The sequence below is a fragment of the Bacteroides sp. genome, assembly GCF_030151085.1.
Taxonomy (GTDB): domain Bacteria; phylum Bacteroidota; class Bacteroidia; order Bacteroidales; family Bacteroidaceae; genus Bacteroides.
Map to the genome: position 1 here is coordinate 59,863 of NZ_JASLER010000053.1, position 20,497 is coordinate 80,359.

Here is a 20,497-nt window from a genome sequence, read left to right on the forward strand (position 1 = left end):
ACTTATTGCCTCTATATAAAAATAGAGTTATTTCTTTTTTCTCTCCCGCTTTGATTTTGCTTCAGGAAGTGAAGTTTTATTGGTAGATAAAGTATCCTTTTGGGTTTGTGCTTTTTCTAGTTTTCTGAGTTTCCATTTATTCCAGAAAAGCAGTTCGTTCCATTTGTTGAAGTCCTTCTTGAAAATAATGCCTATACCTTGCGTGGTCAGATTGGTTCGAGTATAATAGCGGTCGTTCGTTTCATTATATGCTTTCAAACGAATATCGCCGGAACGGTTGACAAGCCATTCGGCTTCAAAATCACCTACAAAGTTAGTGTTTGCCATTGGGTTGTCACGATAGCCAAAGTTTCCGTTGATGATCAATCGGTTATTTAATAACTGCCCGGATAAAATACCTTCGAATTCAACATCTGTCCATCCCTTTTCACCGGTGCTGAGGTTGGTGCCGATATTCCAATTATTATTATCTACAATATGCGAAAGGGCATTATTCAATTGTCCGGAAAGTGTAGACGAAAGCACACTGGTCATCATATTAGAGCTTTGCGCAGCATCACTATATTCGGTCGTGTAGAATTTACCGATTCCCAACAAGTAGAGTATCTGCATATTCATTTGCTCGTCAGTAGAGATGTAGTTACGGATGATAGATTGCATTTCATCACGTTCATTAGGCAGCTCAATGTCCAGTTTGATGTTGGGCGAGGTTAATTGTCCGGTTAAGTCCATTATACAGTTTACTTTGACGTTAGTCTGAGTTATAAAATCAGAGGTGGTAGCACTAGAAGGCATCAAGTCGTTCAAAGAAGCAGAATTGACCGTATAGCTGGCTTTTATATCTAGATTTGCATCGAGTGGGTTGCCATTGAAGGCAATAGTACTTCCGTCTTTAATGATAAAATCTTTGCGGATAACCTCTTGTAAGCTGAATTTATAAACACCTTGGCTAATGCGATAACTACCGAACATTTTCACATCTCCTTTATTATAGAATTCGGTACGAATATTTCCGGTACCTCTTCCACTGATGTAATCGCCTGCAATAGGGTCCATGATAATTTTCATGGTGGCATCGGGAGTAGCATCTACCAAAAGATTCAAACGGATATCCGTGTCACTTTCTTTTTCTTCCTCTACTTCTTTCTGTGCGATTTCAAAATCGGAAAGACGAACCGAATCTTGAACGGCACGATGTGGAGTTTTATCTATAAACTTGATAAACTGGTTACTAACAGCGGAAGTTACGTTATCTTTTATATAGGTAAAGTTCGTATTACGGTTGGTAGTCATTGCTACGTCGATATTTACACCATCCTGAGCATTTCCCGCAATGGTAGCACTTCCTGTGCCGTAGACTGTACCGAAGAAGGGGACGTCATGAGATTCTTTAGTGTTCATTACCAACATATTATTAACATTGAAATTGAACCGGTATTCCAAATTCTTGAAATGTTGATAGTGGAGGTATCCGCTCACTCTGCCTTGATGCCCTTGAGTATCGAAAATACGATTATTATTAAAAGTAAGTCCACCCGGCTCAATGAAAATACTGTCTTTAACAAAAAATGTAGTATTGAGAACATCTACTTTCATAGAAGCGTCCCCAAAGACACGTCCTTCCATAGTCAAGGCCTTGAATTTGCCATAGAAATGAACATTACCGGTTGCACGACCGTTGAATTCCGGCGTGATACTGCTCATATAATGATGTATAAACTTCAGGTTAGTGCTATCTGCCTCAATTTGCAAATCAAGCGCACTTGTTGGTTTAAGCGGATATATGTAACCATATACATGACTTTTAGCAATGTCTTTTTCACGGATACGGGCATCCAAATAGATTCCTTTTACATCGTGATGCCATTCCCCATGGATGTTGGCATCGCCAAGCAATCCTTCATTCAGTCCTAGATTGCGGATAAACAGATTGGTGCTCATAACAGGCTTTTCCAGTACTCCACTGGCAAATGCAGGACCGGTAGCTTCTCCTTTGAAATTCACCCCAAGGTCTGCTATATCAAATACATACCCTATATTGATGTCCTGCAAATCGAGACGCACTGTATCTTCCGGTAACTTAGAAATGGTACCATCAATGCGCAAATGACGCTCTTTGTGGCTGAAATAGAAGTCTTTGATATGTACTTTCCCTGAGTCAAGCACTACTTGTGAGGGATGGATTTCCCAAAGCGTATCGTTCAAGATTACATTGGTGGGTTGGATATCGACAACTGTTTTCAATGCCGATTTATCTTTTTTACTTGATTGGGAGAGGCTTTTTACGCCTTTGGACTCACGAATGAAGTGAGTCAAAGCAGAAAGTTTGCCACTATAGGTTACGCTACTGCTGTTTCCCCAATTCAATGTAGTTTGAATGCTGTCATTTTTTGCTTGAGCCTCCAAAGCTACATTGACAGCACCACTTGATTTTCGATTATTGAAACGTATACGGGTATGGAATTGATCACCCGGATTTTCACAGAGTATCATTCCCGATTCTATATATTTATCTCCATAGCGCAAACGTGGGAAATAACCTTCTACACGAAGGCGTTGAGCTTTGTCATTGAAATATCCTTTAAGCGTGGAGTGGGTATATACTTTAAGCGGAATTTGGAATACAGTGGATAATAGTTCCGTATCATATATATGCAGGTCAAAATTGAAGTTATTCTCTGTTTCCATCGGCTTTTTGTCCGGTAGAATCAAAGCAGGAATATAACGTCGCATGATATTGAGTACGCTGATTGGTAAAGTACGATAAGAATAGTCTCCTTCAATGCTCCCTTGTAGGAAGTTAGAGGCAATAGTCAGTTGCTTTTGATGTTCACCTTTGGGGCTGGCGGCTATTTTTAAATTGTCAAGGAAATATTGCTTGTCCGGTGCAGTGAATTGAAGACTATCAATGTTAATCTCACCATTCATATCATCAATGGATCCTCCGGTGAAATCGGCTTTAATCTTGATGGATATTTCAGTATCTTCATATTTCGGCGTCAGATGAAGGTCATGCGGACGGACATGGCTGATGTTTGCATAGAAATTGAAAGTGGGTATTTGACTGGCGGTATTGATAGTACCATTCAGTATGACCGAACCATTCGGATCATCCAAGGCTACTTTTCCGGTGAAACCGCCTTGTTTGTATTCTCCGTCCAAATTGATATTCTCATATGTATAATTGCTGTAATCTATGGAAGACACTAGTCCTTTTAATATTACGGATGGGTATTGATTTTCGTAATGACTGCTGTTAACATCCAAATTGAATGTAACCTTATCGAATTTATCGTTGCCCAGCATCTTTCCTAGTTCGAAATCTTCCGTTTTCACCGCTCCTGAATAGGCAAAATATCCTTTTTCCTTGTTGGAACTTAACTTGACGTCGGTTTTTATGCTACCGATGTCAGTACGTATTTGTCCGTATGTAACGAGATCTGTGAAGTAACCTGATACTTCTCCGTGAAAAGAGATGGTTCCTAAATGTTCGAGTATAGGAGGCACTCCTTCATAATTTTTACTTAAATTCCTGACAAAGAAAGCGATACCTTCCGGATCGGCATATAAACTGGAAAGATTGCCAAATACGTATGCGTCTTCCGGATGAGACAAATCTTGCAAGGATACATCGCCCTTCAGATGAAAATGATTGCCCGAAGATATGGAAAGACGGGGACAATTCAACCGGTTGATAGTTCCATTAGTTTCTACTTCTACTTGTACTTTCTCTTTAAAGGGGCTAAAAGCCGGTACAAAAGCGGATATATCCTGTAAGGTTATCTGGGAAGGCAGCATACGGAATGAGAAATGCACATCATGGGCAAAGTTCTTAAAAGCTCCCAAGCTATCATATTCCATACGGATAGTATCCATTGCCAATGAAGTATGTGGCAGATCGATGGCAAAGTTTTCAATCCTCATTTTTTTGTCATTACCAATAATCTTCAAGCTTAGCTTTTTTAATTCGAAACCGGAGTGCTCTTCCTCTATACTCATGCGTTTGATGGCGGCATTAATAGAGTCGCTTTGCAAAGCTTTCAAAGAAATATTGGCAATAATATTACGTAAACGAATATGTTGAGGGTTGAATTTACCGGGAGTCTCTTTTTCAGAGTGTACATCGTATGATACTTTTCCACGTCGAATCAACAAGGAGTTAATGCGGAGATCCAGATTACTTTTCTTTTGGATGGTATCTTTAGAAGCAAAAGCATCGAGTGCAAATTGGAAGTTCGGTTTGGATTCAGGTGTTTGTTTCTCCAAGTTAATGTTGAAACCGAATAGCTGTACATTACTGATAGATATTTTGCCGTTTAATAGGGGTATAAAATCAAATTTAGCTGAAAGACGTGTTACTTTCAGCATTTCCTTTCCTGACTGATCGTTTAACAATAAATCGTCGATAATGATACGATTCAGTAGGCCTATATCAACCCGCCCAATGGTAAGACTACTACCTAATACGGAAGTTAGTTCTTCCGCTACGAGTATAGACATTTGTCGCTGGACGTATGGAATGTTCAGCAACAAAATAGTACCGATATACAGTCCCAGAACGATACCGAGTACCCAACGTACTGTTTTTTTTAGTTTTCTGATAGGCGATTTTTATAATTAGCCAACAAAAATATGAAATTATACGTTATGAATCCTACTTTTATCACTACTTTTGCAGCGTTTAAACGTAAAAAACACTATGAGTACAATAATCTTAGGAATAGAATCTTCTTGCGATGACACTTCTGCTGCTGTTATCAAAGATGGCTATCTGCTTTCGAATGTAGTGTCCAGTCAGGCTGTGCATGAAGCGTATGGTGGTGTAGTACCTGAACTTGCTTCTCGTGCTCATCAACAAAACATTGTTCCGGTAGTGCATGAAGCATTGAAACGTGCCGGAGTGACTAAAGAGGAACTGAGTGCTGTGGCATTTACACGTGGTCCCGGTTTGATGGGTTCTTTATTGGTTGGTGTATCGTTCGCAAAAGGATTTGCTCGTTCTTTAGGTATTCCTATGATTGATGTTAATCATTTGACGGGCCATGTGTTAGCTCATTTTATTAAAGCTGAAGGAGAAGAAAATGTTCAACCTGATTTTCCATTCCTTTGTCTGCTAGTCTCTGGTGGTAATTCTCAAATCATTCTGGTGAAAGCCTATAATGATATGGAGATATTAGGGCAAACTATTGATGATGCTGCCGGTGAAGCTATAGATAAATGTTCTAAGGTAATGGGACTGGGCTATCCGGGTGGACCGATCATTGATAAGTTGGCACGTCAGGGAAACCCCAAAGCATATACATTTAGCAAGCCGCATATACCTGGCTTAGATTACAGTTTTAGCGGATTGAAAACTTCTTTCCTGTATTCTTTGAGGGATTGGTTGAAGGAAGATCCCGATTTCATCGAGAATCATAAGGTTGATTTAGCTGCTTCGTTGGAAGCAACAATTGTAGATATATTGATGGATAAATTGCGTAAAGCAGCTAAAGAATACAAAATAAAAGAAGTAGCAGTTGCAGGAGGTGTTTCGGCTAATAATGGATTGCGTAATTCATTCCGTGAACATGCTGAAAAGTATGGCTGGAATATATTTATTCCGAAATTCAGCTATACAACGGATAATGCTGCCATGATTGCTATTACAGGCTACTTTAAGTATCTGGATAAGGACTACTGTTCAATAGATGCACCTGCTTATTCAAGGGTAACTTTGAAATAAGCCTATATATAATAAGGTATGAAACTGGAAGAAGAGGTAGGGGAATTGCTAAAAGCAAGGAAATTGTCCCTTTCCACCGCAGAAAGTTGTACCGGTGGAGGGATTGCAGCTTTGATAACGTCTGTTCCGGGTAGTTCGGAATACTTTAATGGGGGTATTGTAGCATACTCCAATGAAGTTAAGATGTCTTTGCTTCATGTTTCTGGTGATACATTAGAAAAACATGGAGCAGTAAGTTGTGAAACGGTGACCGAGATGGTGAAAGGTGCGATGAAAACGTTGAAAACGGATTGCGCGGTTGCTACCTCGGGTATTGCAGGTCCTGGTGGTGGAACTCCTGACAAACCGGTAGGCACTGTTTGGATTGCCGCTGCCTATAAAAATGAAATCGTTACCATGAAGCAGGAAGGAGATTCCGGAAGAATGGGAAATGTACAAAAAGCTATTCAGAATGCCCTTTTATTGCTTCGAAACAGCTTGAAATAAGGAAAAATTGCTATCATACAACGAATTATTTTATGAAAAACTTGTTTGGTAACGATAAAAGTACTTACTTTGCGCTCTGTTTGAGAGAAGTATAGATGAAAACTATAAAATAAAGATAGAAATGTCAAAGATTTGTCAAATTACCGGAAAGAAGGCCATGATTGGCAACAATGTTTCACATTCAAATCATAGAACTAAAAGAACTTTTGATTTGAACTTGTTTAACAAGAAATTCTACTATGTAGAACAAGATTGTTGGATTAGCCTTAGCATTTGCGCTAATGGTTTGCGCGTTATTAATAAAAAAGGACTGGACGCTGCTTTGAAAGATGCAGTAGCTAAAGGTTTTTGTGATTGGAAAAGCATCAAAGTAATAGGCTAAAAAGTAGGAGATACTGATTATGGCAAAGAAAGCAAAAGGTAACAGAGTACAGGTGATTCTGGAATGCACAGAACACAAGGATAGCGGTATGCCGGGAACTTCTCGTTATATTACAACGAAGAACAGAAAAAATACCACTGAGAGATTGGAATTGAAGAAATATAATCCAATCCTGAAAAGAGTAACAGTACATAAAGAAATTAAATAATAAAGTATAACTCATGGCAAAGAAAACAGTAGCAAGTTTGCACGAAGGTACTAAAGAAGGTCGTGCTTATACAAAGGTTATCAAGATGGTTAAGTCTCCGAAAACAGGTGCTTACATCTTTGATGAGCAAATGGTACAAAACGAAAAAGTACAAGACTTTTTCAAGAAGTAAGATGAATACAGAGCTTGCAAAAGCACTGATAAACTATAAAAGATCCTCTTATCGGTATAACTGATAAGAGGATTTCTTTTTTAAAAGGGGGCGAAGTTTTTATTATTTGTCAGTTTTGTTATATCTTTGCGTTTAAAGCGAAGATTGTGCTTTCTTTGCATTATCTTTGTATCATAATGTATTTTACTAATAGTTAGAATATGGGATTTTTTAGTTTTTTTTCAAAAGAAAAGAAGGAAACATTAGATAAAGGATTATCTAAGACCAAGGAGAGTGTATTCGGCAAGATAGCCCGTGCTGTGGCTGGAAAGTCGAAAGTTGACGACGAAGTGTTGGATAATCTGGAGGAAGTATTGATTACTTCGGATGTTGGCGTGGAAACTACGTTGAAAATTATTGAACGTATAGAAAAACGGGCTGCTTCTGAAAAATATATGAATGCGCAAGAACTGAATCGGATTTTGCGCGATGAAATCGCTGCATTGCTCACAGAGAACAATTCAGAAGATGTGGATGATTTTGAAGCACCAATTGCGAAGAAACCTTACGTTATCATGGTAGTGGGTGTAAATGGTGTGGGTAAAACTACTACAATCGGGAAATTGGCTTATCAATTTAAAAAGGCTGGAAAGTCGGTTTATTTAGGTGCTGCCGATACTTTCCGTGCTGCAGCCGTTGAACAATTAATGATTTGGGGAGAACGGGTAGGAGTACCTGTGATCAAACAGAAAATGGGGGCAGATCCGGCTTCAGTGGCTTTTGATACATTGAGTTCCGCAGTCGCTAATAATGCAGATGTAGTCATTATCGATACGGCTGGTCGTCTTCACAATAAGGTTGGTTTGATGAATGAATTGACCAAGATTAAAAATGTGATGAAGAAAGTTGTAGTTGATGCGCCTAATGAAGTATTGCTTGTTTTGGACGGTTCCACCGGACAAAATGCTTTTGAACAAGCTCGCCAATTTACTTTGGCTACGGAAGTAACGTCATTGGCAGTGACCAAACTGGATGGAACAGCAAAAGGTGGTGTGGTCATTGGTATTTCAGATCAATTTAAGATTCCTGTGAAATATATTGGTTTAGGTGAAGGTATGGAAGATTTGCAAGTATTCCGTAAGAAAGAATTTGTTGATTCACTGTTTGGAGGAGATGCATGAGACGGAAAACCATCGACATCATTACTTTAGGTTGTTCTAAAAACCTGGTGGATTCAGAGCATTTGATGCGTCAGCTTGAGGAAGCCGGTTATAATGTAACCCATGATACTGAACGTCCAAAAGGACAGATAGCCGTTATTAATACTTGCGGTTTCATCGGAGATGCCAAGGAAGAGTCTATTAATATGATTCTGGAATTTGCCCAGGCTAGAGAAGAAGGTAGTTTAGAGAAACTTTATGTTATGGGTTGTCTTTCGGAGCGTTATCTGAAAGAATTGGCTATCGAAATCCCACAGGTTGATAAGTTTTACGGGAAGTTTAACTGGAAAGAACTGTTGCAGGACTTAGGAAAGGCATACCATGACGAATTGCACATTGAGCGTACACTGACCACTCCTAAACATTATGCTTATCTGAAAATATCAGAGGGGTGTGATCGTAAATGTTCTTACTGTGCTATTCCTATCATAACAGGACAGCACGTGTCTCGTCCGATAGAAGAAATTTTGGATGAGGTAAAATACTTAGTTGCTCGTGGTGTGAAAGAATTTCAAGTGATTGCCCAAGAGCTGACTTATTATGGAGTGGATCTGTATAAAAAGCAGATGTTGCCGGAGCTTATAGAAAGAATCTCCGAAATACCCGGAGTGGAATGGATACGTTTGCATTATGCTTATCCGGCACATTTTCCTACAGATTTGTTTCGTGTAATGCGGGAGCGTTCCAATGTTTGCAAATACATGGACATCGCTTTGCAGCATATTAGTGATAATATGCTCACTAAAATGCGCCGTCATGTAACGAAGGATGAGACTTATCAATTGGTAGAGCAATTCCGTAAGGAAGTTCCTGGGATTCATTTGCGCACTACTCTTATGGTAGGACATCCAGGTGAAACAGAAGCTGATTTTGAAGAACTGAAAGCATTTGTTCGTAAGGTTCGTTTCGATAGAATGGGGGCTTTTGCTTATTCTGAAGAAGAAGGCACCTATGCTGCTGCTAATTATGAGGATGCTATTCCACAAGAAGTGAAGCAGGCTCGTTTGGATGAATTAATGTCTATACAGCAGGAAATATCTTCTGAATTGAGTGCTGCGAAGGTGGGAAAGCAAATGAAGGTAATTATAGACCGCTTGGAAGGTGATTACTACGTAGGACGTACAGAATTTGATTCTCCCGAAGTCGATCCGGAAGTTTTGATTGAAAGTGAAAATAAAGAACTGACTATTGGTAACTTTTACCAAGTAGAGATAGTAAGTTCCGATGATTTCGACCTTTTTGGAAGAATTATTTAAAGATTTTTCCCGAACTTCTTGTGTATATGAAGAAGATTTGCTAATATAGCAGCGTAGTTCCATATTAAAGCTTATATTTTGAATAACAAAGAGTTTACTTCTGAATTATCTCGGAGGTTAGGATATACATTAAAGGATACTTCTGAGTTGATTGCATCTTTGCTGTCGGAAATGTCGCGTCAGTTGGAAGAGGGAGATACTATATCTGTACAGGGATTTGGCACATTTGAAGTGAAAAAGAAGGCAGAACGTATATCTGTTAATCCAACTACAAAACAGCGTATGCTGGTTCCTCCCAAGTTGGTATTGACCTATAAGCCCAGTTCACTATTGAAAGATAAGTTTAAGTAATCTTCCTTTTAACTCTCCACACTATGAATGAGAAACTGAACATACAGGATTTGATAGATTTGCTTGCTGAAAAGCATGGTATGAGTAAAAAGAATGCCGACAATTTTGTAAAGGAATTCTTTTTGCTGATCGAAGAATCATTGGAGAAAGATAAGTATGTGAAAATAAAAGGACTAGGTACATTTAAACTGATTGATGTAGATAGTCGTGAAAGTGTGAATGTCAATACTGGGGAAAGATTTGAAATACAAGGACATACTAAAGTTTCGTTTACTCCGGAACCTACATTAAAAGATGTTATCAATAAACCATTCTCGCACTTTGAAACAGTAGTCTTAAATGATGGTACAGTTCTTGAAGATACCCCTTTGGATAATGAGACTGAGGAGGAAGAGCAAGAACAAGATATCCCTCAAGAGGTAATTAATGAGTCTTCTGAAGTGGTAGTAGAGGAAGAAGAAGTAACTGCTATAAAAGAGCAAGAAGTTGTTGCTGTAAAAGAAGAAGAGGAGGTTACTGCTGTGAAAGAACCTGTAATAGAACAGGAACTGCAACAAGAAGAAACTAAGATTTCGTCTGATGAACAGCCTGACAAAGAAGTTGTTGTCATTGATAAATCTGATGCTAAAACGGATTCTTCTACAATGAAATACTTCATTGGTATTGTTGTTTTCGTTATAGTACTATGTGGTGGTGCCGTAATGTTTATGTATTATCCCGATCTATTGGATCAGTTCACATCTAAGCCTCCTGTAGAAAAAGAGGAAGTTGTGAAGACAGATCAGACTATGTTGACTGATAGTTTATCTGCAAAAGAAAAAGAAATAGTTGAACCGGTTAAACCTGATACAGTGGCTGAAAGTGTTGCTGTGGCTTCAACTCCGAAGGATATGCCCAAGGAGAGTGCGACGCAAGCACCATCTAAAAAGGAACAAAAGAAACCTGCTGCGCCATTTGAGCCCGATTCAGTGGGGTACTCGATTGCTGGTACGGAAACTACTTATACCATTAAAGAAGGGGAAACTTTGACGAAAGTTGCACTTCGTTTTTATGGAACGAAGGCTTTATGGCCATACATAGTAAAGCATAATCCAGGTGTTATCAAGAATCCGGATAATGTACCATTCGGAACTACAATAAAGATACCTAAATTAGTCAAGAAGCAGTAAAATATTACTGCTTCTTTTTTTGTCAAATACTAAACTCTATGAAAGTAGTTTAATCTAAAGGTTTCGCATTGTTTTTTAATAAAAATTAGTTGGTATGGTTAATTTATTCCCGTACTTTTGGGAGCGAAAAAATAATTACCGGTATTAAACCGGAAAATGGGGAATTTAAACACTTAAAATAGTATAGATTTATGGCTGAAACAATTGATATCCGCGAACTGAACGAGCGGATTGAAAGACAAAGCGCTTTCGTTACCAATCTTACCACAGGTATGGACCAGGTCATTGTAGGTCAAAAGCATCTGGTAGAATCGTTGTTAATTGGTCTGTTATCTGACGGACACGTATTGCTGGAAGGTGTACCAGGTTTGGCAAAAACTTTAGCAATCAAAACATTGGCATCTTTGATCGATGCGAAATATAGCCGTATCCAATTTACGCCGGACTTACTTCCTGCCGACGTTATCGGTACAATGGTATATAGTCAAAAAGACGAGACATTCCAGATAAAGAAAGGTCCTATTTTTGCAAACTTTGTTTTGGCGGATGAAATTAACCGTGCTCCGGCCAAGGTACAGAGTGCTTTGCTGGAAGCAATGCAGGAGCGTCAGGTTACTATTGGTAGAGAAACTTTCATGTTGCCCGAGCCATTTTTGGTACTTGCAACTCAGAATCCCATCGAGCAAGAGGGTACTTACCCGTTGCCTGAAGCGCAGGTTGACCGTTTCATGCTGAAGGTGGTTATTGATTATCCGAAGTTGGAAGAAGAAAAACTGATTATCCGTCAGAATATCAATGGCGAAAAATTCAATGTGAAACCTATTTTGAAGGCAGAAGAGATTATCGAAGCCCGTAAGGTAGTTCGCCAGGTTTATTTGGACGAGAAGATTGAAAAGTATATTGTAGATATTGTATTTGCTACCCGTTATCCTGAAAAATATGATTTGAAGGAACTGAAGGATATGATTGGCTTCGGTGGTTCACCGCGTGCTTCCATCAATTTGGCACTCGCTGCCCGTAGCTATGCCTTTATTAAACGCCGTGGATATGTAATTCCGGAAGACGTTCGCGCTGTGGCGCATGACGTACTGCGTCATCGCATCGGTTTGACATACGAAGCAGAAGCTAGTAATGTAACTTCTGACGAAATTGTCAGCAAGATATTGAATAAAGTAGAAGTACCTTAATATAGGGGAAGTATATCAGTAGAAAACCTCAGGAGTTTGCTCCGGAAATGCCCGGCATTCGCTTTTGAATTGCCGGGGATTTACTACCGAAAACCCCGGGGATTTTACTGAAAACTCCAGGAGTTTGTTCTTCAAATCTCAGGGTTTTCTGATGAAAACATGAGGGCTTTTAGTTCATCTCCGCTAAGGTTTTTATTAATGAGATTATTCATATATATCAATGGAAACAACTGATTTACTAAAAAAAGTCCGTCAGATTGAAATAAAGACGCGCGGATTATCCAATAATATCTTTGCCGGGCAGTATCACTCAGCCTTCAAAGGTAGAGGTATGGCATTCTCCGAGGTGCGTGAATATCAGTTTGGCGACGATATACGCGACATTGATTGGAATGTAACCGCTCGCTTCAACAAACCATACGTGAAGGTGTTTGAAGAAGAACGTGAGTTGACAGTAATGTTGTTGGTAGATGTTTCCGGTAGTTTGGAGTTCGGTACTGTGAAGCAATTGAAGAAGGATATGGTGACGGAAATCGCTGCGACTTTAGCTTTTTCTGCCATTCAGAACAACGATAAAATCGGTGTTATCTTCTTTTCAGACCGGATAGAGAAATTCATTCCACCTAAGAAAGGGCGTAAGCATATACTTTATATCATACGTGAATTGATAGACTTCCATCCGGAAAGCCGCCGGACGAATATCCGTCTAGGGCTGGAATATCTGACAAATGTAATGAAGCGTCGTTGCACTGCTTTTATGTTGTCGGATTTCATTGACCAGGAAAGCTTTAAAAATGCAATGACCATAGCCAATCGTAAGCATGATGTGGTTGCGATTCAGGTGTATGACCGTCGGGTAGAAGATTTGCCGGCTGTAGGTTTGATGAAGATTAAAGATGCTGAAACGGGACATGAACAGTGGATTGATACTTCCTCGCGTGCTGTGCGTCGTGCTCATCATGATTGGTGGGTTAACAAGCAAGTAGAACTGAACGAAACATTTACCAAGAGTAATGTCGATAATGTGTCGGTACGAACTGACCAGGATTATGTCAAGGCATTGATGAATTTGTTTGCTAAACGAAATTAATCGGAAAATGAAAAGATATTTATTTCTGATAACGCTGTTAGTAGCATTGGCAGGCAGGGCAGTAGCCCAGTCGGTAACGGTAGATGCTACTATTGATTCCCTGCAAATCTTAATAGGAGAGCAGGCAAAGATAAAGCTTCAAGTATCATTGGATGCAAATAAGCGTGCAATATTTCCTGTATATACGGATACATTGATACGTGGAGTCGAAATTATTGATGTGGCCAAGCCGGATACTCAACTTCTGAATGATGGTAGACGTTCTTTGATAACTCAAGAATATACCGTTACTTCGTTTGACTCGGCGCTCTATTATTTACCACCTATGAAGGTGATTGTAGATAATAAGCCTTATCTTTCGAAAGCATTAGCCTTGAAAGTATATTCCATTCCGGTAGATACATTGCATCCCGATCAGTTCTTTGGACCCAAAACTGTGATGCAAGCGCCTTTTGCTTGGGAAGATTGGTATGTTGCCATTGCTTGTGTGCTTTTGTTCGTGCCTCTTCTTTTGTTGCTAATTTATCTCGTGAAGCGTATTCGCGATAATAAACCGATTATTCGCAAGGTGAAAGTTGAGTCTAAGTTGCCGCCTCACCAGTTAGCAATACAAGAGATTGAACGTATTAAAACTGAAAAAGTTTGGCAGAAAGGATTGTCGAAGGAGTATTATACTGAATTGACGGATGCTATTCGTACTTATATTAAAGATCGTTTCGGTTTCAATGCTTTGGAAATGACCTCTTCTGAAATCATTGATAACTTGTTGGAAATGAAAGATAAAGAAGCCATTAAGGATCTGCGTGAGTTGTTCCAAACAGCTGACCTTGTGAAGTTTGCCAAGCATAATCCGATGATGAACGAGAACGACGCCAATTTAATAAATGCTATTGACTTTATTAATGAGACAAAAGTCAAAGAAGATGAGAATGCCAAACCGCAACCGACTGAGATTACTATCATTGAGAAACGTTCTTTGCGTACCAAGATATTGCTTGGTACTGGTATTCTGGTGTTGGCTGCCGCTCTTATCGGCTCACTGATATATATAGGTTTGGAGTTGTACAATTACTTTGCTTGATAGCATGGTTATGAATAGTGACTTCAATCGTAAATTGTAAATCGTTAAATCGTAAATATCATGGTTTTTGCCAATATTGAATATTTATTTTTGCTACTGTTGCTTATACCTTATATAGTATGGTATATCATGACGCGAAAGAATAGCGAAGCTACGCTTCAGATTTCGGATGCTCGTGTGTATGCCCATACTCCGAAGAGTTATAAGAATTACTTGTTGCATGCACCGTTTGTATTGCGGATTATTACATTAATACTGATTATCTTTATTTTGGCACGCCCCCAAACTACCAATAGCTGGCAGAACAGTGAAATTGAAGGTATCGACATTATGCTCGCTATGGACGTATCTACGAGTATGCTTGCTGAGGATTTGAAACCGAATCGTTTGGAAGCTGCCAAAGATGTAGCCGCTGAATTTATAAATGGACGTCCGAATGATAATATAGGTATAACCTTATTTGCCGGTGAGAGTTTTACACAATGCCCACTAACCGTGGATCATGCCGTACTGCTGAATTTACTTAAAGATATGAAGTGCGGACTGGTTGAAGATGGTACGGCAATCGGAATGGGTATTGCCAATGCAGTTACCCGTCTGAAAGACAGTAAAGCTAAATCAAAAGTGATCATTTTGTTGACGGATGGTGTCAACAATAAGGGTGATATTTCTCCTTTAACAGCCGCTGAAATTGCAAAGAGCTTTGGTATTCGTGTTTATACCATCGGTGTAGGTACTAATGGTATGGCTCCATATCCTTATCCTGTAGGTGGAACTGTGCAATACGTCAATATGCCGGTTGAAATTGATGAGAAGACTTTGACACAGATTGCCGGTACTACTGATGGTAACTATTTCCGTGCTACCAGTAACTCTAAACTGAAAGAGGTTTACGAAGAAATCGACAAGTTGGAGAAGACAAAATTAAATGTGAAAGAATATAGTAAACGTCAGGAAGAGTTCCGTTGGTTTGCACTGGCAGCTCTTTTCTGTGTATTGCTGGAAGTTCTGTTACGTAACTCCATCCTAAAGAAGATACCATAAAAAAGTTCTTTGTGCGATTAGTTATTGCGTAGCCAAATTGTAAATTGTAAATCGTTAAATTGTAAATAGAAAGATGTTTCGATTTGAAGAACCTGCATATTTGTACTTGTTACTGTTGCTACCTTTCCTGGTAGCCTTCTACTTGTACTCCAATTACCGGAAGCGAAAAGCTATCCGTAAGTTCGGTGATCCGGTACTGATGTCCCAGTTGATGCCGGATGTATCTAAATATCGTCCGGATGTGAAGTTTTGGATTGTATTTGCCGCAATCGGGTTATTTGCTGTATTGCTGGCTCGTCCTCAATTTGGCTCTAAACTAGAGACGGTGAAACGTCAGGGAGTGGAGGTTATGATTGCACTCGATATTTCCAATTCAATGTTAGCTCAAGATGTGCAACCCAGCCGTTTGGAAAAAGCAAAGAGGTTGGTTGCACAGTTGGTAGACAAGATGCAGAATGATAAAGTGGGTATGATAGTCTTTGCTGGTGATGCGTTTACGCAATTGCCTATAACGAGTGATTACATCTCTGCTAAAATGTTTTTGGAATCTATTGATCCTTCGTTGATATCCAAACAAGGTACGGCTATTGGTGCGGCAATAAATTTGGCTGCTCGTAGTTTTACACCACAAGAGGGAGTAGGACGTACCATTATCGTAATTACTGATGGCGAGAATCATGAGGGTGGTGCGGTGGAAGCTGCTAAAGCTGCAAACGAGAAAGGTATTCAAGTCAATGTACTGGGAGTCGGTATGCCTGATGGGGCACCTATTCCAATTCAAGGTACCAATGATTTTCGTCGCGATCGTGAAGGTAATGTCATCGTGACCCGTTTGAATGAGGAAATGTGTCAGGAGATTGCTAAAGCTGGAAATGGCATCTATGTGAGAGTAGATAACTCCAACAGTGCCCAAAAAGCTATTAGTCAAGAAATTAATAAGATGGCAAAAGCTGATGTAGAAACGCAGGTTTATACGGAATTCAATGAGCAGTTCCAAGCTATAGCGTGGATCATTTTGTTATTGCTGTTAGCGGAAATGCTGATATTGGAACGTAAAAATCCTCTTTTCCGCAACATTCATTTGTTTTCTAATAAGAAATGATGCGTATGTTACAGAAGAAATATATTGGAATGATTTTGCTACTGCTCATTGCAGTGGCAGCATCTGCACAAAAGGCAGAACGCGACTTTATCCGCAAAGGAAACCGTTCTTTTAAAGACAGTGTATATGTAAATGCGGAAGTAAGTTATCGGAAAGCTCTGGAAGTAAATCCCCAATCAACAGTATCTATGTTTAATTTGGGAAATACTTTAGCTCAGCAGAATAAGGTGAAAGAGGCGATGGAGCAGTATGTTGGAGCTACAAAAGTAGAGAAAGATAAGTCGAATTTAGCTCAGATCTACCATAATATGGGAGTTATCTTGCATTCTCAGAAAGATTATGCGAAAGCTGTGGAAGCTTATAAACAATCATTGCGTAATAATCCTAAAGATAATGAGACTCGTTATAATCTTGCATTAGCTCAGAAAATGCTGAAAGACCAGCAAAATCAAGATCAGAATCAAGACCAAAACAAAGATCAGAAGCAAGATCAACAAAAAGATCAAGATAAGCAGGATCAAAATAAACAAGACCAACAGAAGAACCAAGATCAGCAACAACCTCCAAAGCCTGAGAAGAAGGATGATCAAATGTCAAAGGAGAATGCAGAGCAGCTTCTGAACTCAGTTATGCAGGATGAAAAGGATGTGCAAGACAAGGTGAAAAAGCAACAAGTTCTCCAAGGTGGCCGTTTGGAAAAAGATTGGTAACACATAAATAGGAAATAATATATGAGAAAAATAGTTTTCTTATGGATAATGCTGATATCAGTCAGTATATGTGCTTTTGCTGATGGCAAAGCATCATTTACTGCGACTGCGCCTGATGCTATAGCGGTAGGCGATCAGTTCAGACTGTCATATACAGTAACTACGCAGAACGTGAGAGATTTTCGCGCTCCATCTATTAAAGGATTTGATGTATTGATGGGTCCTAGCCGTTCACAACAGAATAGTGTACAGATAATTAATGGTCAAACTACTTCAACGAGTAGTATTACCTTTACTTACATCCTGTTGGCTAATACAGAAGGTAGTTTTACTATTCCCGGGGCTACGATTACCGCTGATGGTAACCAATTGGTATCTAATTCAGTGCAGATAAAAGTCTTGCCAGCTGACCAGGCAAATGCTGGAACATCTTCCGGCAATAGTGGTGGTGGTAAACAAAGTGGTGGTACAAGTCGTGCTTCATCGGGAACAGCTGTTTCCAGCAGTGACTTGTTTATTATTCCTACAGCTAGTAAAACAACTGTATATGAGCAGGAGGCTTTCTTATTAACATATAAGATTTATACATTAGTAGATTTACGTATGTTTGATAATGTAAAGTTGCCCGATTTTAAAGGATTCCATTCGCAAGAGGTTGAGTTGCCTAATGATAGAAGATGGGGCTTGGAACATTATAAAGGTAGAAATTATCAAACTACTGTTTATAGACAATTCGTATTGTTTCCGCAACAATCAGGTAAGTTGACGATTGATGCTGCTCGCTTTGATGCTTCTATTGCTAAAGCAACACAGGCAGTTGATCCATTTGAAGCATTCTTTAATGGTGGTAGTAACTACGTGGAAGTAAAGAAGACGATTATGACTCCACAATTAACCATTAATGTCAATCCATTACCTGCTGGCAAACCGGCTGATTTTTCAGGTGGAGTGGGAGAGTTTAATATAACTTCTTCTATTAATAGTACGAATGTTAAGACGAATGATGCTATTACAGTGAAGATTGTTATTTCTGGAACTGGTAATTTGAAGCTTTTATCTAATCCGGAAATCAAATTCCCGGAAGATTTTGAAGTATATGATCCAAAAGTGGACAATAAGTTCCGCTTAACAAATTCTGGCCTTTCAGGTAGTAAAGTAATTGAATATCTTGCTATTCCGCGTACTGCTGGAACTTATAAGATACCTGCCGTAAAATTCAGTTATTTTGATATTAATACTCGTTCTTATAAGACGCTAACTACAGAAGAATATGAATTACATGTAGAGAAAGGTGCAGGAAATGCCGCTCAAACTATTGCAAACTTTACTAACAAAGAAGATTTGAAAGTACTGAATGAGGATATCCGTTATATCAAACAAAATGATGTAACTCTTTCTCAGAAAGGTGATTTCTTCTATGGCTCATTGACATATTGGTTATTCTATTTAGTACCTGGAGTTGCGTTTATCATATTCTTTATAATCTATCGTAAGCAAATAGCTGCCAATGCAAATGTTGCCAAAATGCGTACTAAAAAGGCTAATAAGGTTGCTGTAAAACGTATGAAGCAAGCAGGCAAATTATTGACCGAGAATAAGAAAGATGACTTCTATGATGAAGTGTTGAAAGCACTTTGGGGGTATATCAGTGATAAACTGAATATTCCGGTATCTCGTTTATCGAAGGATAATATCGTTGAAGAACTTCGCAATTATGGCGTTTCTGATGCATTGATAGAGGAGTTTCTTGATACATTGAATAATTGTGAGTTTGCCCGTTTTGCACCTGGTGATGATAATCAGGCTATGGATAAGGTTTACTCTGCTTCATTGGAGGTTATCAGCAAAATGGAAAATTCAATTAAACACTAATTAGGAGGGTACAATAATGAAGAAAATACTATTTTTTACCCTTAGCTTGTTGCTGTCAGTAAATACTTTTGCACAGGATTCTACCGTTGTAGATACTCTACAATCAACAAATGATTCAATACCTGCACATGCAGAATTCTCTGCTGCGAAACAGCAAGGTAATGTAACTAAGGCTGAAGGGGACAGTGCTTATATACGAAATGATTTTGCTTCTGCAATTCAGATATATGAAAATCTATTAAAGAAGGGTGAAGCTGCTGAAGTTTATTATAACTTAGGAAACAGTTATTATAAAGCTGGTGATATAGCAAAAGCTATTTTGAATTATGAACGTGCTTTATTGTTACAACCAGGCAATGCAGATGTTCGTGCTAATTTAGAAATAGCTCGTTCGAAAACAATAGATAAAGTTGTTCCGGTACCTGAGATATTCTTTGTGTCTTGGATAAAATCCTTGATTAATAGTATGAGCATAGATGCTTGGGCTAAGTTAGGAGTTGTATTTTTTATCCTTTTATTAGGTGCTTTATATTTATTCTTTTTTTCCAAACAGATTGTATGGAAAAAAACAGGATTTATTGGAGGATTAGTTCTTTTAGCGTTTGTCATTTTGACTAATGTTTTTGCATCTCAGCAAAAGAATGAATTAATTGACCGTAATGATGCAATCGTCTTGTCTCCGAGCGTTACAGTGCGTAGCACACCTAGTGATAGTGGTACGAGCCTATTTATTCTACATGAGGGACATAAAGTTGAAATAAAAGATAATTCAATGCGTGAATGGAAAGAGATCCGTTTGGAAGATGGCAAAGTAGGTTGGGTACCAGCTTCTGCTATTGAGATGATCTAAGCGTTTTGATACAATAGGAATGGCTCATATAAAAGGAAGAGTATTATTATCTTCTTTTTTGTATGAGCCTTTTCTTTTTTTGCTGCTCTAATATTTCCTGAATTCATCGTGATTTTTCTGAAATAAGACAATCCATTGTTTATTTTCCTTGTATACGATTTCTTTTTCAAAAAAGTTAAAGGAATAGTTTGTTTTATCTTTTTTTTTCCTTAAGTTTATAGCGTGATAATAAAAACATGGAGTATTAACCATTAAATTTATAAATATGAGAACAATAACATTTAATGAACTACGTAAAATTAAAGACTCATTGCCTAGTGGTAGTATGCATAGAATAGCTGATGAACTTGGACTAAATGTTGATACAGTAAGAAATTTCTTCGGCGGACATAACTTTAAAGAAGGAAAAAGTGTTGGGATTCACTTGGAACCAGGTCCTGATGGCGGGTTAGTAATGATCGACGATACTACTGTTCTAGACCGGGCATTAAAGATTTTAGATGAAATAGCAGCTAAAACCGCAGAACCCATTAGAGCTTAAGAAAAGAAAGTAAAAGGATCCCAATTGCTGACAAACAATTGGGATTTCTTATTTGTTTTAATTTAAAAATTAATG

Annotated in this window: 19 protein-coding genes; 18 read left to right on the plus strand and 1 reads right to left on the minus strand. The window is 38.7% G+C overall.

Going from position 1 to position 20,497, the window contains the following annotated elements:
• Window positions 1-27: 27 nt before the first annotated feature.
• On the minus strand, window positions 28-4,500 hold the full coding sequence (locus Q1W14_RS10415) for a translocation/assembly module TamB domain-containing protein (RefSeq protein ID WP_300701342.1): 4,473 nt from the start codon (window positions 4,498-4,500) through the stop codon (window positions 28-30).
• 199 nt (window positions 4,501-4,699) lie between these two features.
• On the opposite strand from Q1W14_RS10415, the gene tsaD reads away from it, so the two are divergent.
• The 18 genes from tsaD (at window position 4,700) to Q1W14_RS10505 (ending at window position 20,422) form a co-directional block, all read left to right on the plus strand.
• Entirely contained in the window at window positions 4,700-5,722 is a 1,023-nt protein-coding gene (tsaD, locus tag Q1W14_RS10420) for a tRNA (adenosine(37)-N6)-threonylcarbamoyltransferase complex transferase subunit TsaD (protein WP_300701343.1), read from the plus strand.
• A gap of 18 nt (window positions 5,723-5,740) precedes the next feature.
• Window positions 5,741-6,208, plus strand: a complete 468-nt coding sequence (locus Q1W14_RS10425; RefSeq protein ID WP_300701344.1) for a CinA family protein — start codon at window positions 5,741-5,743, stop codon at window positions 6,206-6,208.
• A 121-nt stretch (window positions 6,209-6,329) separates the two neighbouring features.
• Complete coding sequence (gene rpmB, locus Q1W14_RS10430; RefSeq protein WP_294588640.1) at window positions 6,330-6,590, plus strand: 50S ribosomal protein L28; 261 nt, start codon at window positions 6,330-6,332, stop codon at window positions 6,588-6,590.
• A 19-nt stretch (window positions 6,591-6,609) separates the two neighbouring features.
• Window positions 6,610-6,798: a 50S ribosomal protein L33 gene (rpmG, locus tag Q1W14_RS10435; protein WP_002560155.1), complete on the plus strand. Its 189-nt coding sequence runs from the start codon at window positions 6,610-6,612 to the stop codon at window positions 6,796-6,798.
• Window positions 6,799-6,811: 13 nt separating this feature from the next.
• On the plus strand, window positions 6,812-6,970 hold the full coding sequence (locus Q1W14_RS10440; RefSeq protein WP_300701345.1) for a DUF4295 domain-containing protein: 159 nt from the start codon (window positions 6,812-6,814) through the stop codon (window positions 6,968-6,970).
• Between the two features lie 200 nt (window positions 6,971-7,170).
• On the plus strand, window positions 7,171-8,130 hold the full coding sequence (gene ftsY, locus Q1W14_RS10445; protein ID WP_300701346.1) for a signal recognition particle-docking protein FtsY: 960 nt from the start codon (window positions 7,171-7,173) through the stop codon (window positions 8,128-8,130).
• Window positions 8,127-9,425, plus strand: a complete 1,299-nt coding sequence (gene rimO, locus Q1W14_RS10450; RefSeq protein ID WP_300701347.1) for a 30S ribosomal protein S12 methylthiotransferase RimO — start codon at window positions 8,127-8,129, stop codon at window positions 9,423-9,425. The genes ftsY and rimO overlap by 4 nt, the downstream gene beginning before the upstream one ends.
• Before the next feature lie 78 nt (window positions 9,426-9,503).
• The gene (locus Q1W14_RS10455; protein WP_300701348.1) at window positions 9,504-9,776 is read left to right on the plus strand and encodes an HU family DNA-binding protein; all 273 of its coding nucleotides are present in this window, start codon (window positions 9,504-9,506) and stop codon (window positions 9,774-9,776) included.
• 23 nt (window positions 9,777-9,799) lie between these two features.
• Complete coding sequence (locus tag Q1W14_RS10460; RefSeq protein ID WP_300701349.1) at window positions 9,800-10,945, plus strand: HU family DNA-binding protein; 1,146 nt, start codon at window positions 9,800-9,802, stop codon at window positions 10,943-10,945.
• 191 nt (window positions 10,946-11,136) lie between these two features.
• On the plus strand, window positions 11,137-12,132 hold the full coding sequence (locus tag Q1W14_RS10465; RefSeq protein ID WP_300701350.1) for an AAA family ATPase: 996 nt from the start codon (window positions 11,137-11,139) through the stop codon (window positions 12,130-12,132).
• A gap of 220 nt (window positions 12,133-12,352) precedes the next feature.
• Window positions 12,353-13,222, plus strand: a complete 870-nt coding sequence (locus tag Q1W14_RS10470) for a DUF58 domain-containing protein (RefSeq protein ID WP_300701351.1) — start codon at window positions 12,353-12,355, stop codon at window positions 13,220-13,222.
• Window positions 13,223-13,229: 7 nt separating this feature from the next.
• The gene (locus Q1W14_RS10475; RefSeq protein ID WP_300701352.1) at window positions 13,230-14,303 is read left to right on the plus strand and encodes a hypothetical protein; all 1,074 of its coding nucleotides are present in this window, start codon (window positions 13,230-13,232) and stop codon (window positions 14,301-14,303) included.
• A gap of 60 nt (window positions 14,304-14,363) precedes the next feature.
• Window positions 14,364-15,347: a VWA domain-containing protein gene (locus Q1W14_RS10480; RefSeq protein WP_300701353.1), complete on the plus strand. Its 984-nt coding sequence runs from the start codon at window positions 14,364-14,366 to the stop codon at window positions 15,345-15,347.
• A gap of 73 nt (window positions 15,348-15,420) precedes the next feature.
• Window positions 15,421-16,449 (plus strand): VWA domain-containing protein, encoded by a 1,029-nt coding sequence (locus tag Q1W14_RS10485; RefSeq protein ID WP_300701354.1) that lies wholly within the window; start codon window positions 15,421-15,423, stop codon window positions 16,447-16,449.
• Window positions 16,446-17,159 (plus strand): tetratricopeptide repeat protein, encoded by a 714-nt coding sequence (locus Q1W14_RS10490; protein WP_300701355.1) that lies wholly within the window; start codon window positions 16,446-16,448, stop codon window positions 17,157-17,159. Before Q1W14_RS10485 ends, Q1W14_RS10490 begins: the two co-directional genes overlap by 4 nt.
• 21 nt (window positions 17,160-17,180) lie before the next feature.
• On the plus strand, window positions 17,181-19,031 hold the full coding sequence (locus tag Q1W14_RS10495) for a BatD family protein (protein ID WP_300701356.1): 1,851 nt from the start codon (window positions 17,181-17,183) through the stop codon (window positions 19,029-19,031).
• A gap of 16 nt (window positions 19,032-19,047) precedes the next feature.
• A complete protein-coding gene (locus Q1W14_RS10500; RefSeq protein WP_300701357.1) occupies window positions 19,048-19,881 on the plus strand; it encodes a tetratricopeptide repeat protein in 834 nt (277 codons plus the stop codon).
• Window positions 19,882-20,146: 265 nt separating this feature from the next.
• Window positions 20,147-20,422: a DNA-binding protein gene (locus Q1W14_RS10505; RefSeq protein WP_294588676.1), complete on the plus strand. Its 276-nt coding sequence runs from the start codon at window positions 20,147-20,149 to the stop codon at window positions 20,420-20,422.
• The last annotated feature ends 75 nt before the right edge of the window (window positions 20,423-20,497 follow it).

Bases quoted from the DNA above. Each gene is read 5' to 3' on its own strand.
- Q1W14_RS10415 (WP_300701342.1), bottom strand. From the start codon at position 4,500: ATGTCTATACTCGTAGCGGAAGAACTAACTTCCGTATTAGGTAGTAGT.
- tsaD (WP_300701343.1), top strand. From the start codon at position 4,700: ATGAGTACAATAATCTTAGGAATAGAATCTTCTTGCGATGACACTTCT.
- Q1W14_RS10425 (WP_300701344.1), top strand. From the start codon at position 5,741: ATGAAACTGGAAGAAGAGGTAGGGGAATTGCTAAAAGCAAGGAAATTG.
- rpmB (WP_294588640.1), top strand. From the start codon at position 6,330: ATGTCAAAGATTTGTCAAATTACCGGAAAGAAGGCCATGATTGGCAAC.
- rpmG (WP_002560155.1), top strand. From the start codon at position 6,610: ATGGCAAAGAAAGCAAAAGGTAACAGAGTACAGGTGATTCTGGAATGC.
- Q1W14_RS10440 (WP_300701345.1), top strand. From the start codon at position 6,812: ATGGCAAAGAAAACAGTAGCAAGTTTGCACGAAGGTACTAAAGAAGGT.
- ftsY (WP_300701346.1), top strand. From the start codon at position 7,171: ATGGGATTTTTTAGTTTTTTTTCAAAAGAAAAGAAGGAAACATTAGAT.
- rimO (WP_300701347.1), top strand. From the start codon at position 8,127: ATGAGACGGAAAACCATCGACATCATTACTTTAGGTTGTTCTAAAAAC.
- Q1W14_RS10460 (WP_300701349.1), top strand. From the start codon at position 9,800: ATGAATGAGAAACTGAACATACAGGATTTGATAGATTTGCTTGCTGAA.
- Q1W14_RS10465 (WP_300701350.1), top strand. From the start codon at position 11,137: ATGGCTGAAACAATTGATATCCGCGAACTGAACGAGCGGATTGAAAGA.
- Q1W14_RS10470 (WP_300701351.1), top strand. From the start codon at position 12,353: ATGGAAACAACTGATTTACTAAAAAAAGTCCGTCAGATTGAAATAAAG.
- Q1W14_RS10475 (WP_300701352.1), top strand. From the start codon at position 13,230: ATGAAAAGATATTTATTTCTGATAACGCTGTTAGTAGCATTGGCAGGC.
- Q1W14_RS10480 (WP_300701353.1), top strand. From the start codon at position 14,364: ATGGTTTTTGCCAATATTGAATATTTATTTTTGCTACTGTTGCTTATA.
- Q1W14_RS10485 (WP_300701354.1), top strand. From the start codon at position 15,421: ATGTTTCGATTTGAAGAACCTGCATATTTGTACTTGTTACTGTTGCTA.
- Q1W14_RS10490 (WP_300701355.1), top strand. From the start codon at position 16,446: ATGATGCGTATGTTACAGAAGAAATATATTGGAATGATTTTGCTACTG.
- Q1W14_RS10495 (WP_300701356.1), top strand. From the start codon at position 17,181: ATGAGAAAAATAGTTTTCTTATGGATAATGCTGATATCAGTCAGTATA.
- Q1W14_RS10500 (WP_300701357.1), top strand. From the start codon at position 19,048: ATGAAGAAAATACTATTTTTTACCCTTAGCTTGTTGCTGTCAGTAAAT.
- Q1W14_RS10505 (WP_294588676.1), top strand. From the start codon at position 20,147: ATGAGAACAATAACATTTAATGAACTACGTAAAATTAAAGACTCATTG.